This window comes from Acidisoma silvae (assembly GCF_020618775.1).
GTDB lineage: Bacteria > Pseudomonadota > Alphaproteobacteria > Acetobacterales > Acetobacteraceae > Acidisoma > Acidisoma silvae.
The window spans coordinates 653,237-668,367 of the sequence record NZ_JAESVB010000002.1; the positions used below are offsets into that span (position 1 = coordinate 653,237).

Annotated in this window: 14 protein-coding genes and 1 tRNA gene; 11 read left to right on the forward strand and 4 right to left on the reverse strand. The window is 63.0% G+C overall.

Annotation, left to right across the window (positions count from 1 at the left end):
- Nucleotides 1-32 precede the first annotated feature (32 nt).
- The 10 genes from gyrA (at nt 33) to ASILVAE211_RS07790 (ending at nt 10,236) form a co-directional block, all read left to right on the forward strand.
- Nucleotides 33-2,789, forward strand: coding sequence for a DNA gyrase subunit A (gene gyrA / locus ASILVAE211_RS07745; RefSeq protein WP_227320776.1), 2,757 nt, complete (start codon nt 33-35; stop codon nt 2,787-2,789).
- A 1-nt stretch (nt 2,790) separates the two neighbouring features.
- Entirely contained in the window at nt 2,791-3,309 is a 519-nt protein-coding gene (gene coaD / locus ASILVAE211_RS07750) for a pantetheine-phosphate adenylyltransferase (RefSeq protein WP_227320707.1), read from the forward strand.
- Nucleotides 3,310-3,368: 59 nt separating this feature from the next.
- The gene (locus ASILVAE211_RS07755; RefSeq protein ID WP_227320708.1) at nt 3,369-3,851 is read left to right on the forward strand and encodes a peptidylprolyl isomerase; all 483 of its coding nucleotides are present in this window, start codon (nt 3,369-3,371) and stop codon (nt 3,849-3,851) included.
- A gap of 115 nt (nt 3,852-3,966) precedes the next feature.
- Nucleotides 3,967-4,042, forward strand: a tRNA-Lys gene (locus tag ASILVAE211_RS07760).
- A 438-nt stretch (nt 4,043-4,480) separates the two neighbouring features.
- Nucleotides 4,481-5,245 (forward strand): ABC transporter ATP-binding protein, encoded by a 765-nt coding sequence (locus tag ASILVAE211_RS07765; protein ID WP_227320709.1) that lies wholly within the window; start codon nt 4,481-4,483, stop codon nt 5,243-5,245.
- Entirely contained in the window at nt 5,238-5,930 is a 693-nt protein-coding gene (locus ASILVAE211_RS07770) for an ABC transporter ATP-binding protein (protein ID WP_227320710.1), read from the forward strand. Before ASILVAE211_RS07765 ends, ASILVAE211_RS07770 begins: the two co-directional genes overlap by 8 nt.
- A gap of 56 nt (nt 5,931-5,986) precedes the next feature.
- The gene (locus ASILVAE211_RS07775) at nt 5,987-7,216 is read left to right on the forward strand and encodes an ABC transporter substrate-binding protein (protein ID WP_227320711.1); all 1,230 of its coding nucleotides are present in this window, start codon (nt 5,987-5,989) and stop codon (nt 7,214-7,216) included.
- A 6-nt stretch (nt 7,217-7,222) separates the two neighbouring features.
- On the forward strand, nt 7,223-8,110 hold the full coding sequence (locus tag ASILVAE211_RS07780; protein ID WP_227320712.1) for a branched-chain amino acid ABC transporter permease: 888 nt from the start codon (nt 7,223-7,225) through the stop codon (nt 8,108-8,110).
- Nucleotides 8,111-9,046 (forward strand): branched-chain amino acid ABC transporter permease, encoded by a 936-nt coding sequence (locus ASILVAE211_RS07785; RefSeq protein WP_227320713.1) that lies wholly within the window; start codon nt 8,111-8,113, stop codon nt 9,044-9,046.
- 32 nt (nt 9,047-9,078) lie between these two features.
- Entirely contained in the window at nt 9,079-10,236 is a 1,158-nt protein-coding gene (locus ASILVAE211_RS07790) for an iron-containing alcohol dehydrogenase (protein WP_227320714.1), read from the forward strand.
- An 82-nt stretch (nt 10,237-10,318) separates the two neighbouring features.
- On the opposite strand, the gene ASILVAE211_RS07795 is transcribed toward ASILVAE211_RS07790, so the two are convergent.
- Together ASILVAE211_RS07795 and ASILVAE211_RS07800 are read right to left on the reverse strand one after the other, a co-directional pair.
- Nucleotides 10,319-11,284, reverse strand: a complete 966-nt coding sequence (locus ASILVAE211_RS07795; protein WP_227320715.1) for a D-2-hydroxyacid dehydrogenase family protein — start codon at nt 11,282-11,284, stop codon at nt 10,319-10,321.
- 27 nt (nt 11,285-11,311) lie between these two features.
- On the reverse strand, nt 11,312-11,626 hold the full coding sequence (locus ASILVAE211_RS07800; RefSeq protein ID WP_227320716.1) for an ArsR/SmtB family transcription factor: 315 nt from the start codon (nt 11,624-11,626) through the stop codon (nt 11,312-11,314).
- 125 nt (nt 11,627-11,751) lie between these two features.
- Between ASILVAE211_RS07800 and ASILVAE211_RS07805 the strand changes: the two genes are divergently transcribed.
- Nucleotides 11,752-12,819, forward strand: a complete 1,068-nt coding sequence (locus tag ASILVAE211_RS07805; RefSeq protein WP_227320717.1) for an alkene reductase — start codon at nt 11,752-11,754, stop codon at nt 12,817-12,819.
- A 69-nt stretch (nt 12,820-12,888) separates the two neighbouring features.
- Here ASILVAE211_RS07805 and ASILVAE211_RS07810 read toward each other — a convergent pair whose 3' ends face one another.
- Both ASILVAE211_RS07810 and ASILVAE211_RS07815 read right to left on the reverse strand, forming a co-directional pair.
- Nucleotides 12,889-13,797 carry a sensor domain-containing diguanylate cyclase gene (locus ASILVAE211_RS07810; protein ID WP_227320718.1) on the reverse strand — a complete coding sequence of 303 codons (909 nt, stop codon included), beginning with the start codon at nt 13,795-13,797 and terminating at the stop codon, nt 12,889-12,891.
- A 135-nt stretch (nt 13,798-13,932) separates the two neighbouring features.
- Nucleotides 13,933-15,114, reverse strand: coding sequence for an acetate/propionate family kinase (locus ASILVAE211_RS07815; RefSeq protein ID WP_227320719.1), 1,182 nt, complete (start codon nt 15,112-15,114; stop codon nt 13,933-13,935).
- Between the last annotated feature and the right edge of the window lie 17 nt (nt 15,115-15,131).

A 15,131-nucleotide genomic window follows, 5' to 3' on the forward strand; every position in this document is an offset into this window, starting at 1 on the left:
CCGCTTCCCTGCCGCCATCGACGCAGCCTGTCATGCTCGAAGATGAGATGCGTCAGTCCTATCTGGCTTATGCGATGTCGGTCATCGTCAGCCGCGCCCTGCCGGACGCGCGCGACGGTCTGAAGCCTGTTCATCGTCGTATTCTGTTCTCGATGCAGGAATCCGGCTTCACGCCGGACAAGCCCTATCGCAAATCGGCGCGCATCACGGGCGACGTGATGGGTAAATACCATCCGCATGGCGACGCCTCGATTTACGACGCCTTGGTCCGCATGGCGCAGCCCTTCTCCATGCGCGTGCGCCTGATCGACGGTCAGGGCAATTTCGGCTCGGTTGACGGCGATCCGCCGGCCGCGATGCGTTATACCGAATCCCGCCTCGCCAATGCGGCCATGTTCCTGCTGAACGATATCGACCGCGATACGGTCGATTTCCAGTCCAACTACGATGAAAGCGCGGAAGAGCCCAAGGTTCTGCCCGCCGCCTTCCCGAACCTTCTGGTCAATGGCGCCAACGGCATCGCCGTCGGCATGGCGACCAATATTCCGCCGCATAATCCGAGCGAAGTGATCGACGCGACTTTCGCGATGATCGAGAATCCGGATATCGGCCTCGATGAGCTGATGCGCATCATTCCGGGCCCGGATTTCCCAACGGGCGGCATCATCCTGGGCCGCGCCGGCATCCGCCAGGCCTTCGAGACCGGACGCGGCAGCGTCATCCTGCGCGCGAAAACCGAATTCGAGGAAATCCGCAAGGACCGCACGGCGATCATCGTCACCGAAATTCCCTATCAGGTGAACAAGTCGACCCTGCTGGAGCGCATCGCCGATCTGGTGCGCAACAAGCAGGTCGAAGGCATTTCCGACATGCGGGACGAAAGCGACCGCGACGGCATGCGCATCGTGGTCGAGCTGAAGCGCGACGCGACGCCGGAAGTGGTGCTGAACCAGCTCTTCCGCTTCACGCAGCTGCAGACCTCCTTCGGCGTCAATATGCTGGCGCTGGACAACGGCCGCCCGCGTCAGATGGGCATCCGTGAAGCGCTGATGTGCTTCATCACCTTCCGCGAGGAAGTCATTCTGCGCCGCGCGCGGCATGACCTGTCCCGCGCCCGCGACCGTGGCCATCTGCTCGTCGGCCTGGCCGTGGCCGTGGCGAATATCGATGAAGTCATCCGCATCATCCGCGCCGCTGCGGACGCCGCCAGCGCCCGCGCGGCGCTGATGGAGCGGGAATGGCCGGCGGAAGACATCCTTCCGTTGCTGGACCTGATCGAGGATCGCGGCAGCATCGTCGCCGATACCGGCCGCATCAAGCTGACCGAAGCCCAGGCTCGCGGCATCCTGGACCTGCGCCTACAGCGCCTGACCGGGCTTGAGCGCAACAAGATCCTGTCCGAACTCGGCGAAGTTGCCGAAAAGATCAAGGATCTTCTGGATATCCTGGGCTCGCGCGTGCGCCGCCTGGAAGTGATGCGCGACGAACTGGCCGCCGTGCGGCTGGAAATCGGCTCTCCGCGCATGACCGAGATTACGGATGCCGCCGCCGACCAGGATGACGAAAGCCTGATCGAGCCGGGCCAGATGGTCGTCACCATCACCCGCGACAATTTCATCAAGCGCACGCCGCTGGAAACCTTCCGCCAGCAGAACCGGGGCGGTCGTGGCCGCACGGCGGCGACGACGCGCGGCGATGACGTCGTCACCCGCAGCTTCAATGCCCATACCCATCAATGGGTGCTGTTCTTCTCCTCGGGCGGCAAGGCCTATCGCGAAAAGGTTTGGCGCCTGCCGGAAGCAGGCCCCCAGGCCAAGGGCCGCGCGCTGATCAATCTACTGCCCGAACTCGGCACCGATACCATTACGACCGTGCTGCCGCTGCCGCAGGATGAAAGCCTGTGGGAGAATCTGCATCTGGTCTTCGCGACGGCGTCCGGCAATGTCCGCCGCAACAAGCTGTCCGACTTCCGCAATATGCGGGCCTCCGGCCTTATCGCCATGAAGCTGGACGAGGGCGATCACCTCATCGGCGTCGCCACCTGCCGCGACGGCGATGACATGATGCTGGCGACCGAGCGCGGCCGCTGCATCCGCTTCCAGATTCACGAGGATAATCTGCGCGTCTTCGCCGGCCGCGATTCGGCCGGCGTGCGCGGCATCCGCCTGGGCAAGGACGACCGCGTCATCAGCCTCTCCGTTCTCCGCCATGTGCCGGCCAGCGTCGAGGAACGTACCGCCTATCTCAAGCGCAGCCGCGCGGGCGACGACGAGGCTGCCGAGATCGAAATCGAGGCCGACGCCGAAGAGACAGCCGACAGCACGGTGACGCTGTCCGACGAGCGCTATCAGGAGCTGAAGGATGTCGAGCAGTTCCTGCTGACGGTGACGGATGGCGGCTTCGGCAAGCGGTCTTCCGCCTACGAATACCGCGTCACCGGCCGCGGCGGCCAGGGCATCGGCGGCATTACGCTCAGCAAGCGCAACGGACGCGCCGTGGTGACGACCTTCCCTGTCGTGCCGGGCGATGATCTCATGCTCGTCACCGATACCGCGCGCCTCATCCGCGTGCCGGGCGATCAGGTGCGCGTCACCGGCCGCCAGGCCATGGGCGTGACCTTGGTGCGGCTGAGTGAGGGCGAGACGGTGACGAGCGTCTTCCCGGTGATGGAGGAGCCGACCGAGCCGGAAACGGGTGAGACACTGACAGACGAGATGCCGGATATCATCACGCCGGACGAGGATGCCTCCGCGCCCGATGGGACGCTGCCCGACGGCGAGCCCAGCTAATATGCGTGGCCATGAAAAGATCGGGGTCTATCCCGGGACTTTCGATCCGATAACCAATGGCCATCTGGATATCATTACGCGCGGCGCCAAGCTGGTCGACCGGCTGATCATCGGTGTCGCGATCAATTCCGGCAAAGGCCCGCTGATGTCGCTCGACGAGCGGGTCGCGCTGACCCGTTCGGTTCTGGCGGAGGCCATGCCGGATAGCGGAACGGCAATAGACGTCCGCCCCTATTCCACCCTTCTCGTGCAATTCGCGCATGAGCTTGGCGCAAGCGTCATCATTCGCGGCTTGCGCGCGGTCTCGGATTTTGATTTCGAGTTCCAGCTCGCCGGCATGAATTATCGGCTCGATTCAACAATCGACACCGTCTTTCTCATGGCGAGCGAAAAGCACCAGTTCATCTCCTCCCGTTTCGTTAAAGAAATCGCCCTGCTGGGTGGAGATGTATCGAGCTTCGTGCCGCCATTGACGAAGGCGCAGCTCGTCACCTGGGCCAAGAAGCAGAGAGAGCCATGATCTTCAACCGAAGAGAGGCGATGCAGGTCGCCCTCGGCGCAACTATGATTGGATTTGGTATGAGCGAAGCACAGGCGGCGTCCGATACTCTGGACATGCAGCTGAAATACGGCACCGTGGTCATCAAGCTGCGGCCGGATATCGCGCCGGAAGCCTCCGCCCGGCTGCTGAAGCTGGCCGGCGAAGGGTTCTATGACAATACGCCCTTCCACCGCGTTATCCCGGGCTTCATGGCCCAGGGCGGCGACCCCACCGGCACTGGCACCGGCGGCAGCAGCCTGCCCGACCTGCCCGCGGAATTCACCAATGACGCCAAGTTCCTGACCGGCACGGTCGGCATGGCGCGTACGGCGAACCCGAACAGCGCCAATAGCCAGTTCTTCATCTGCCTGGCGCCCACCCCTTGGCTGGACGGCCAGTACACCATCGTCGGCCAGGTCGTGAGCGGCATGGACTTCGTGCAGGACATCAAGAAGGGCGTCGGCCAAAGCGGCAGCGTGACCGACCCCGACCGCATCATCCATATGACGGTCGCGAAGTAATTTCTGCAGACTTTTCAGTATCTTGAGGGGCGCCCCGCGTTTCACGCGGGGCGCCTTTCGTTTGCATGGCTTGACGCGGCGGCCCAACTGCCGTTCAACCCACCCACCTAAAGTCGAGCCCGTAGCTCAGCCGGTAGAGCACGTGACTTTTAATCATGGGGTCGTGGGTTCGAGTCCCACCGGGCTCACCATGGTCTAGGCCCGAGACAGTCAAGCTCGGACTAAACGATGCTGGGGCATTCCAGCTATTGTCTGGCCCTGTAAAGTTATCCCCAGAATCCACAAATATTTTCGTTCATCAGATCGACTGAAAGCGCTGCTATTAGGCTTAAGCCCGCCTTCAGCAGGCCTGGCCTCGCGCCACCACATTTCGGTCATTCCGAGCATCAGACCGCAGCCCGCTAAGACGCTGGCGGTCTCTGCGCAGCTGGGCCGGCATCGCCCCTGTAGACTTTGCTTCGTCATGAGTATGGCCTCACGACAAGGCTCTCTTTAAGCACTCGTGTTGACCATGCCTCCTGCGATCGGCTCATTCCAGGCGAGGGATACGCGCCAGCGCGATAGCCGTTGCGCGGTCCCGCGATCTATGCAAGCCTTCATCAAAATCCGGGCAAACTGGAATATGAGCAGTGAACAACGCTGTCGCCGACACCGTCTTGGAAACATCCGGCCTGACCAAGCGTTTCAGCGGCTTCACCGCTGTCGATAACGTTTCCTTGAAGGTCAAAACTGGCTCCATTCATGCACTGATCGGCCCGAACGGCGCCGGCAAGACAACCTGCTTCAACCTGCTGACCAAGTTCATGCAGCCCAGCGCAGGCAAGATCATCTATCGCGGCGATGATATTACATATCTGAAACCGGCCGACGTCGCCCGCCGCGGCCTTGTCCGCAGCTTCCAGATCTCGGCCGTTTTCGGCCATATGACGGCACTGGAAAACGTCCGTATCGCTCTACAGCGCGAACGTGGGGCCAGTTTCGATTTCTGGCGATCCGATCGCAATCTGCAACGGTTCGACGATCGTGCCTGCGCCTTGCTGGAGGATGTCGGTCTCGGCGCCTTTATCCATACCAAAGCCGCCGAACTCTCCTACGGACGCAAACGGGCACTGGAAATCGCCACAACCCTGGCGCTGGACCCGCCCTTGCTTCTTCTGGACGAGCCGACGGCCGGGATGACCGAGCAAGATGTCGAGCGCATCGTCGATCTGATCAAACGCCTGCGCCAGGGCCGTACGATCTTGATGGTGGAGCACAATCTTTCCGTGGTCGCCGGCCTGTCCGATCGCATCACCGTGCTGATGCGGGGGCGCGTTCTGGCGGAAGGTGACTACGAAACCGTTTCACGTGACCCCGCCGTCATCACCGCCTATCTCGGCCAAGATCATGCTTGAAATCTCCGGCCTCCATGCCTGGTATGATGAAAGCCATGTCCTGCACGGCATGGATTTCACAGTGCAGGAAGGCGAGGTGGTGACGCTGCTGGGCCGCAACGGCGCCGGCAAATCGACGACGCTTAAATCCATCATGGGCCTTATCCCTAAACGCGCCGGCAGCATCCGCTTTCGCGGGCAGGAGCTGATCGCGGCGCGACCCGACAGGATCGGGCGGCAGGGCATCGGCTTCTGCCCGGAGGAACGCGGCATCTTCGCCTCTCTCAGCGTGCAGGAAAACCTGCTGCTGCCGCCTGTCGTGGCCCCCGGCGGTCTGACGATCGCCGAAATCCACGCGCTCTTTCCCAATCTTCACGAACGCGCCCGCAGCCCGGGGACGAAACTCTCGGGCGGAGAACAGCAGATGCTGGCCATCGCCCGCATTCTGCGCACGGGCGCGAAACTTCTGCTGCTGGATGAGCCGACGGAAGGCTTGGCCCCCGTCATCGTCCAGCAGATCGGCCACATGATCGAAGCGATCAAGCGCCGCGGCTTTACCATCCTTCTCGTCGAGCAGAATTTCCGCTTCGTCTCCAAGCTCGCCGACCGCCATTACCTGGTCGAGCAAGGCAAGATTGTCGACATGATTCCCGCCCATGCACTGGCATCGCGCATGGACGATCTGCACAACCGGCTAGGCGTCTAAAACTGGGGCCCTCACTGAACCCCACAACAAGAAACGGGGAGACGGCTAAGATGACCATGACACGGCGTACAGTTCTTGGCAGTGCTTTGACAATCGGCGCGATGACGGCGCTGCCCGGCAGCCGCGCGCGGGCCGCCGCGGGCAAACAGCTCACCATTGGCGTCTGCACCGACTTCTCAGGCGTCTATAGCGATATCGGCGGCAAAACCTCCGTCGCCTGCGTGCATCAGGCGATAGAGGATTGGGGCGCCGTCGCCAAAGGCTATGACATCAAGGTCATCCAGGGCGATCATCAGAACAAGCCGGATGTCGGCGCGGGCCTGGCGCGGCAATGGTACGACAATGGCGTCGATCTTGTCATCGACGTGCCGAATTCGGCTGTCGGCCTCGCCATCGCGGCCGTCGCCGGCGAGAAGAATAAAACCTACATCAATACCAATTCCGCGAGTTCTCTTCTCACCGGCAAGAAATGCAATGCGAGCACAATTCACTGGAGTTACGACACCTATATGCTGTCGCATTCCACGGGTGGCGCCATGGTGGCGCAGGGCGGCAAAACCTGGTTCTTCATTACGGCCGACTATGCCTTCGGCCAGTTGCTGCGTGATCAGACCTCGGCCGTCGTGAAAGCGGCCGGCGGCAAGGTCGTCGGCGACGTCGACTATCCCTTTCCGCAGACCACCGATTTCTCGTCCTTTTTGTTGCAGGCGCAATCATCCGGCGCGCAGGTGCTGGGCCTCGCCAATGCCGGCAAGGATACCGTCAATTCCATCAAGCAGGCGCATCAGTTCGGCATCACGCAAAGCGGCATGAAGATCGCCGGGCTGCTGATCTATCTGAACGACATCCACGGCATCGGGCTGGAGATCGCGCAGGGCCTCGTGCTGACGGAAAGCTTCTACTGGAACATGAGCGACCGCACGCGCGCCTTCACCAAGCGCGTTCTGCCCAGGACGCCCAACAACTACCCGTCCATGGCGCAGGCCGGTTGCTACAGCGGCACCACGCATTTCCTGAAAGCGGTCGATGCCATCGGGGTCGATCAAGCGGGCAACGGTCCGGCTGTGGTGACGCAGATGAAAAAGATGCCGACGGAGGATGACGCCTTCGGGTCATGCAGCGTCCGCGAGGATGGGCGCTTCATGTGTCCGTCCTATCTCTTCCGCGTGAAGAAGCCCGGCGAAAGCAGCATTCCCTGGGACTATTACGATCTTCTGCACACGACCTCGGCCGAGGATACTTTCGCACCGCTGGCGACCGAAGGCTGCCCGCTGGTGAAAAGCTGACCCGCGATGGTGATGGTTCTCGGCAAGCCGCTGCCGCTGCTCTTCGGGCAGCTTCTGCTCGGCCTTATCAACGGCTCCTTCTACGCCATGCTGTCGATGGGCCTGGCCATCATCTTCGGCCTGCTGCGCATCATCAACTTCGCCCATGGCGCAATGTTCATGGTCGGCGCCTTCGTCACCTGGGGCCTGCTGACCTATCTGGGCATCGGCTTCTGGGGCGCTATCATCTGCGCGCCCCTCCCGGTCGGGCTGCTGGGCATGGCGGCGGAGCGGTTCCTGATCCGGCCGATCTACAAGCTGGATATCCTCTACGGCCTGCTGCTGACCTTCGGGCTGGCGCAGGTGCTGCAAGGGCTGGCGACCAACTTTTTTGGGGTCTCCGGCGTCAGTTATGACCCCCCGGCCGCCTTCGCCCGCGTCGTCAATCTCGGCTTCATGTATATGCCACTCTATCGTGGCTTCGTGGTCTTCGCGGCCATCATCGTCTGCGGCGGCACTTGGCTGATCGTTGAAAAGACAAGGTTGGGTGCGCTGCTGCGGGCGGCGACCGAGAACCCAGCGCTGGTGCAGGCCTTCGGCGTCAATGTGCCGCGCCTGCTGGCGCTGACTTTCGGCGGCGGCGTGGCGCTGGCGGGCCTGGCCGGCGTGCTCGCCGCACCGCTTTACGCCGTCAATCCCGGTATGGGATCGGACCTCATCGACACAGTTTTCGCGGTCGTCGTCATCGGTGGCATGGGGTCGATCGGCGGCGCCATCCTCACCGGGTTCGGCCTCGGCATCATCGAAGGTTTTACCGATGTGTTCTATCCGCCGGGTTCGGCGGTCGTCGTCTTCGTCGTCATGGCCATCGTGCTGCTGGCGCGGCCGGCCGGCCTTTTCGGCAAGGCCGCCTGAATGGCTGGTTTTTCACGCGCACAGGCGGTCAGTTTCGCGATCCTCGTCGCGATCGTGATCCTGGCCCCCTTCTTCGTCTATCCCATCGTGGCCATGCAGGTGATGTGCTACGGGCTCTTTGCGCTGGGCACCAATCTGCTGATGGGGTCGGTCGGGCTGCTATCGCTCGGGCAGGCTGCCTATTTCGGCCTTGGCGGCTATACCGCCGGTTACCTGGTGCAAAGCCTGGGGCTGACGCCTGAAATCGGCATTCTCGCCGGTGGTCTCGCGGGCGGATTGCTGGGCGCTGTCTTCGGCTGGCTCGCCATCCGCCGCCAGGACATCTATTTCGCCATGATCACCCTGGCCCTGGCACAGATCGTCTATTTCGGCGCCGTGCAGCTTACCGGCTTCACGGGCGGTGAAAACGGCATCCAGGGCATTCCGCGCTCGGCGCTCTTCGGCCTGATTCCCCTCGGCAATGACCGCGTCATCTATGCGGTCGTAGGCGTCGTCTTCCTCGCCGGCGTCCTCTTCGTCCATCGCGTCATCCACTCGCCCTTCGGGCAGGTGATCCGCGCCGTGCGCGACAACGAACCGCGCATGGTCTCCCTCGGCTACCGCCCGGCCAGCTACAAGCGCATCATCTTTATCCTGGCCGCAGTGCTGGCGGGGATTGCCGGCGGTCTGAAGGCCATGGTGATGGGCATCCAGACCTTGTCCGATGTCGGCGTCACCACGTCAGGGCTTGTCGTCCTCATGGTCTTGCTGGGCGGTATCGGCACCATTTTCGGGCCGGTCGTCGGCGCGCTGATCGTCGTCGCCATGCAATATTATCTAGCCCCCTTCGGGGCCTGGGTGATCGTCATCCAAGGTGGCATTTTTGTGATCTGTGTTCTGATATTCCGCCGCGGCATTGTGGGTGAGGTCGCCTATCGGCTCAAATCCCCGCTCTAAAAACGAAATCCGCTTTTCGGGAGAATAAGGCCATGGCCGCCATCGCACTGCCTCGGCTGATCCGCATCGGCGCCGGTGCCATCCGGGAAACCGGCGCGCTGCTGGTGCAGCTCGGCCTCACCCGTCCGCTGATCGTGACCGACCCCTATCTGGCGCAAAGCGGCGGGCTGGAGAGGCTGACGGGCATTCTGGCGGCAGACGGCATCCAGGCCCGCGCCTTTACCGAGGTCGTGCCCGATCCGACGGTCGCCTCGGTCAATGCGGTCGTCGACATGATCGGCAAAAGCGGCTTCGACTGCGTCATCGGCTTCGGCGGCGGCAGCCCCATCGACACGGCCAAGGCAGCCGCCGTGCTCAGCCAGCGCGGCGGGTCCATGCAGGCGCTGAAGACGCCGCATCTGGAAGAGAGGCCCGGCCTGCCCATTATCGCCATCCCCACCACCGCCGGCACGGGTTCGGAAGGCACGCGCTTCACCATCATCACGGATGAGGTGCAGGGCGAAAAGATGCTCTGCGCCGGCCTCGCCTATCTGCCCATCGCCGCCGTGGTCGATTTCGAACTGACGATGAGCAAGCCGAAACGCCTGACGGCCGATACCGGCATCGACGCGCTGACCCATGCGATCGAGGCCTTCGTCTCCCGCCGCGCCAATCCCTTTTCGGACGGCATGGCTTTGCTCGCCATGCGCAATATCTGGCCGCATCTGCGCACGGCCTATGAGCAGCCGGATGACCGTCGCGCGCGCGAGGCGATGATGCTGGGATCGCATCAGGCGGGTATCGCCTTCTCCAACGCATCGGTCGCCCTGGTGCATGGGATGAGCCGGCCGATCGGCGCGCATTTCCATGTCGCCCACGGCCTCTCCAATGCCATGCTGCTGCCGGCCATCACGCGCTGGTCGGCGGCCGGCGCCATGGCGCGCTACGCGACCTGCGCGCGCGTCATGGGCATCGCGGCGGACAGCGACGACGAAGAGACGGCGGTCGCCATGCTGACCGAGGCACTGGCCCTGCTGAACCGTGATCTGGCCGTGCCGACGCCCCAAAGCTACGGCATCGATGCGGACCGCTGGACTCAGCTTCTGCCCCTGATGGCGGAACAGGCCCTGGCCTCAGGGTCGCCCGGCAATAATCCGCGCATTCCGGACGCCGCGACGATCGAGGATCTGTATCGCGAGGTCTGGGCGTAAGCCTTAACGTTTGTCAGGTTTTGACTGAAACACCGTCATACCCGCGCAAGCGGGTATGACGGTTGAGAGAGACTAACGGACCTCAGCCGGAAATGACCCGGATGGGTGCGCCACCCAGGAAGGCGAGCGCATTCTCCACGCTCTGGGGATAGAAATCGGCCCAGGTTTCCGCCACGCCATAGCCGATATGGGGCGTCAGCACCGTATTGGGCATGGTCCGCCAGGCGTCATCGGCGCCCAGCGGCTCGTCGGTGAAGACATCGAGCCCGGCATGGATGCGGCCTTCGCGGAGCGCCGCTTGCAGCGCCTGCTCATCGACCAGACCGGCGCGGGACGTATTGATGAGGATGGCCCCAGGCTTCATCCGCGCCAGATCCTTGGCCCCGATAATGCCGCGCGTGCGGTCCGACAACACCAGATGCAGGCTGACGGCATCCGCCTTCGCCAGCAGGTCGTCCTTTTTCGCGTAATCATAACCGGCCTGGCTGGCCGCGATCGGCGTCAGGTTCTGGCTCCAGGCGATCACCTTCATGCCCAGCGCCTGGCCGTAGCCCGCCATCATCTGGCCCAGGCGCCCGAGGCCGATAATGCCGAGCGTCTTGCCGGCCAGCGTCTGCCCCACCGGCACGCCGCGCTGAAAGCCGCCGGCGCGGATCGTGGCGTCACCCACCGTGACACCACGGGCGCAGTCGATCAGCAGGCCCAGCGCCAGTTCGGCGGTCGCCGACCCGCCGGGGCCGCTGCTTTCGGTATGGCTCACCACAATGCCACGGGCCTTGCAGGCCGTGACATCGAGCGAGGCATTGCGGGCCCCCGTAATGCCGATCATGCGGAGTTTCGGCAGCCGGTTGATCAGGGATGCCGGAAAGGGCGTGCGTTCCCGCATCGTCAGCAGGATATCGAAATCGGCCAGCGCATTGGCCGCCGCATCCTCACTATCGAAAGCGTCTGCAAAGAACGAAAGATCGGTTTTGGCTGCGAGCGCCGACCAGTCCGCGCTTGTCCGCGCGATGCCTTGCCAATCGTCCAGAACAGCAACCTTGACCATGCGAGCCTCCCAGCTTTTGCAGGTCAGTCAGGCGGCTTCGGGTAGCAGGCGCAACACGGTTTCAAGCAGGTCAGGGAAGCGTGCCGAGAGTTCGGGGCGCAGTGAGACGATGCAGCGCATGCCATCCCGCCGATTGGCGATGATCCCGGCATTGCGCAGCACTTTCATGTGATGGCTGAGCGTGGAGGGTGCCACGCCGACCATAAAGGCATTCCAGGCCGTTTCCTCCCCCGGCGCCAGGGATTTGACGATGGCCAGGCGCACCGGGTCGCTCAGCGCATGCAGCACATCGGCCAATGAGATCGCGTCAAGGTCGGGGTGAAAGTAGGGCTCTTGCGCCATGATGGGACCTTCTATATTCGATGTTCGTCGAACACGAAACACCAGCGCGACCGCTTTCGCCGCTTTTTTGGGTTTGCGGCGCGCCTTGCCGGGGCTTTCTCAGCCCGTAGAAGGAATTGCCATTCATGCCCACCCTTTTCGACCCGATCCGCGTCGGCAGCCTGGACCTGCCCAATCGCATCATCATGGCACCGCTGACCCGCGCCCGCGCGACGGAAGACCGCGTGCCGACCGAATTGATGCGCGACTATTACGTGCAGCGCGCGACCGCCGGTCTGATCCTGACCGAAGCCACCAATATCAACCCGAAAAGCGTCGGCTATGAGCGGACGCCGGGCCTGTGGTCGGCCGAACAGGTCAAGGGCTGGAAGATCATCACGGATGCCGTGCATGACGCCGGCGGCCGTATCGTCGCCCAGCTTTGGCATTGCGGCCGCATCTCCGACCCCGCGCTGCTCGGTGGCGACCTGCCGGTGGCGCCCAGCGCCATCGCGGCGACCGGCCATGTCAGCCTGCTGCGCCCGGAACGCCCCTACCCGACCCCGCGCGCTCTCGCGCTCAATGAAATCCCCGGCATTATCGAAGACTATCGCCGTGCTGCGCAGAACGCGAAGGATGCCGGTTTCGATGGCGTCGAGTTGCATGGCGCCAACGGCTATCTGCTGGACCAGTTCCTGCAGGACAGTACCAACACCCGTGACGACGCCTATGGCGGTTCTGTCGAAAACCGCGCCCGCCTGATGTTCGAGGCCGTGGATGCGGCGATTTCCGTCTGGGGCGCCGGTCGCGTCGGCCTGCATCTGGCGCCGCGCGCCGACAGCCACAGCATGGGTGACAGCGATCTGCTCGGCACCTTCAGCCATGTCGCGCGCGAAGCGAAGAAGCGGGGCCTCGCCTTCCTGTTTGCCCGCGAGCATGAGGCGGATGATTCCATCGGCCGCGCGCTGAAGGCCGAATTCGGCGGCGTCTATATCGCCAATGAGCGCTTCACGATCGAGCAGTCCGAGCAGGCTTTGGCCGAAGGCTGGGCCGACGCCATTTCCTTCGGTGTCAAATACATTGCCAATCCGGATCTGGTTGCGCGCCTTGAAGCCGGCGCACCGCTGAACGAGCTTGACCGGACGACGATGTATGCCAGCGGCCCCGAGGGCTATACGGATTACCCGGCGCTGAACGAGACGGTCGCAGCCTGAGTTTCAGGCTTGGCTGACAGCCAAAGGGCGGGCGCCGAAAGGCCCCGCCTTTTTTGGTGCTGTGCTGACCTAGACGGCCAATTCAAGCCGGTCCCGGCCAGCATGTTTCGCCCGATACAGCGCCAGATCGGCGCGGGCATAGAGTGAGCCGGTAGTCTGACCGGGAATGGCGGCGGCGATACCGGCCGAACAGGTGCAGGAAAAAGCCGGCGCCACCGGAATAGGCCTTGCCTGCCGGACGATATGCAACACCCGTTCGACCACACGCGTCGCCTCCTCCAGGCTCGTGTCCGGAAAGATGAGCATGAACTCCTCTCCCCCGATGCGGCCGAAATGATCGCGGCGGCGCGTCGCCGTTTGCGTCAGGCGCGCGAATTCGACCAAAACCTGATCGCCGATCTGATGGCCGAAGGTGTCATTGACGTTTTTGAACAGATCGAGATCGAGGATGCACAGGCATCCAGCAGCGACACGGCCTTCGGTCACCGCCTCGTTGAGCATCTCCAGCGCGCCCATCATGGCCCTGCGGCTTGAAATGCCCGTCAACTCGTCCGTCTGGGAGGCGCGCAGCGCGAAATCCCGCGCCTGCCGCAATTCCCGGCGACCGGTCTTGAGCGGGGTAATGTCCGTCGCGATGCAGAGCATCCAGCCATCCGCATTCACCGTTTCCGTCATCAGGAACCAGCGCCCGTCCTGCAAGTCCATCTCAAAGGCGCGATAAGGCAATTTACCACGGCGCGACTTGGTGGAGATGAGCCAGGATTCGAAATCCGCCGATTTTATGACGGTGCCGACACCGGACCGCAGATTGCGGCGCATGATCTCGTCCCAAAACGGCATCTCATCCGCCGCCACGGCAAATGTCGACCGGAAGGCCGCATTGGCATAACGCAGGTGATCCGTCCCGTCATAGACGGCACCCAGAACCGGCGTTTCCTCTACAAGCGCCACAAATTGTTTGAGGCTCTGATCGTTCATCCCTGGGTCATGGCTTATTTGTCTGGACGACTTGCGCCGTCCCACGCATGTGGGACGGCTGCACGATCTATGCCACAAGCCGCGCAGAAAAACAGTGGCAGGTTGTGTCCTTGCGGGTTTCCCGCGCCAGTCCGATTAATGTGCGAGCAAAGCCTGGCTATGCTGCGCAATCATCGCTTCTTCATTGGTGGGGATGATGCGGGCGGCGACCGTACTCTCGCCCAGGCTGATCACGCCGGCATGGGCCTCATTGGCCCAGGGGTCCAGGCGCAGCCCAAGCCAGGCCAGGCGCGCACAGACATTCGCCCTGATTTCGGCTGAATGCTCGCCGATGCCGGCGGTAAAGACCAGCCCATCCACTCCACCAAGCGCGCTGACCAAGGCGCCGATTTCCCAGGCCAGGCGATAGCTGAACAGATCCAGTGCCTCCCGCGCCTCATCCGCGTCGCTCGCCAGCAATTCGCGGACATCGCCACTGATGCCGGAGACCCCGAGCAGACCGGATTTGCGATACAGCATCTCTTCGATCTGCTTGAAGTTATAGCCGTGGCGGCCAAGATACAGCAGCACGCCTGGATCGATGATCCCGCAACGGGTTGCCATCATCAGCCCGTCCAGCGCGCTGAACCCCATCGTGGTCGCGATGCTCTGGCCATTCTTCAAGGCACATAGACTGGCGCCGGCACCGAGATGCGCCACGATCACGCGCCCGGCCGCGAGGTCCGGCGCATGCTGCTGCAACTGGCCCGCGATATATTCGTAGGACAGGCCATGAAAGCCGTAGGCGCGCACGCCCTTCTCCGTCAGATCGCGCGGGATCGCATAGGTCCGCGCCACCTTGGGGATGGTATGGTGGAAGGCCGTGTCGAAACAGGCGAACTGCGGCAATCTGGGCCGGGCTTCCGCCACCGCCCGGATGGGCGCGATATTCAACGGCAGATGCAGCGGATCCAGCGGCGTCAAGGCTTCCACCGCGTCGATCACCTTCGGCGTCAGCTTCACCGGCGCGGTGAAATCGGCGCCGCCATGAACGATGCGATGCCCGACCGCCGTCAGACCGCCCTTGCCGAGATGGCTTTCGATGAAGGAGAGAAGTTCTTCGATGACATGGGGATAGGACGCATTATCCTCCGCCTTCCAGCGCCGCTCGATCAGCACCCGCCCCTGGTCATCGACGGCATGGAAATGCGGCACGCTGCTGAGGTTTTCGATTTCGCCGCGCATGGACTGGTGCAAATCGCGACTGGCATCGAACAGCGCGAATTTGACGCTGGATGAGCCGGCATTCAGCGTCAGGATGGAACCCGTCCGGCTCATGATCTCGTCCTTTTGTG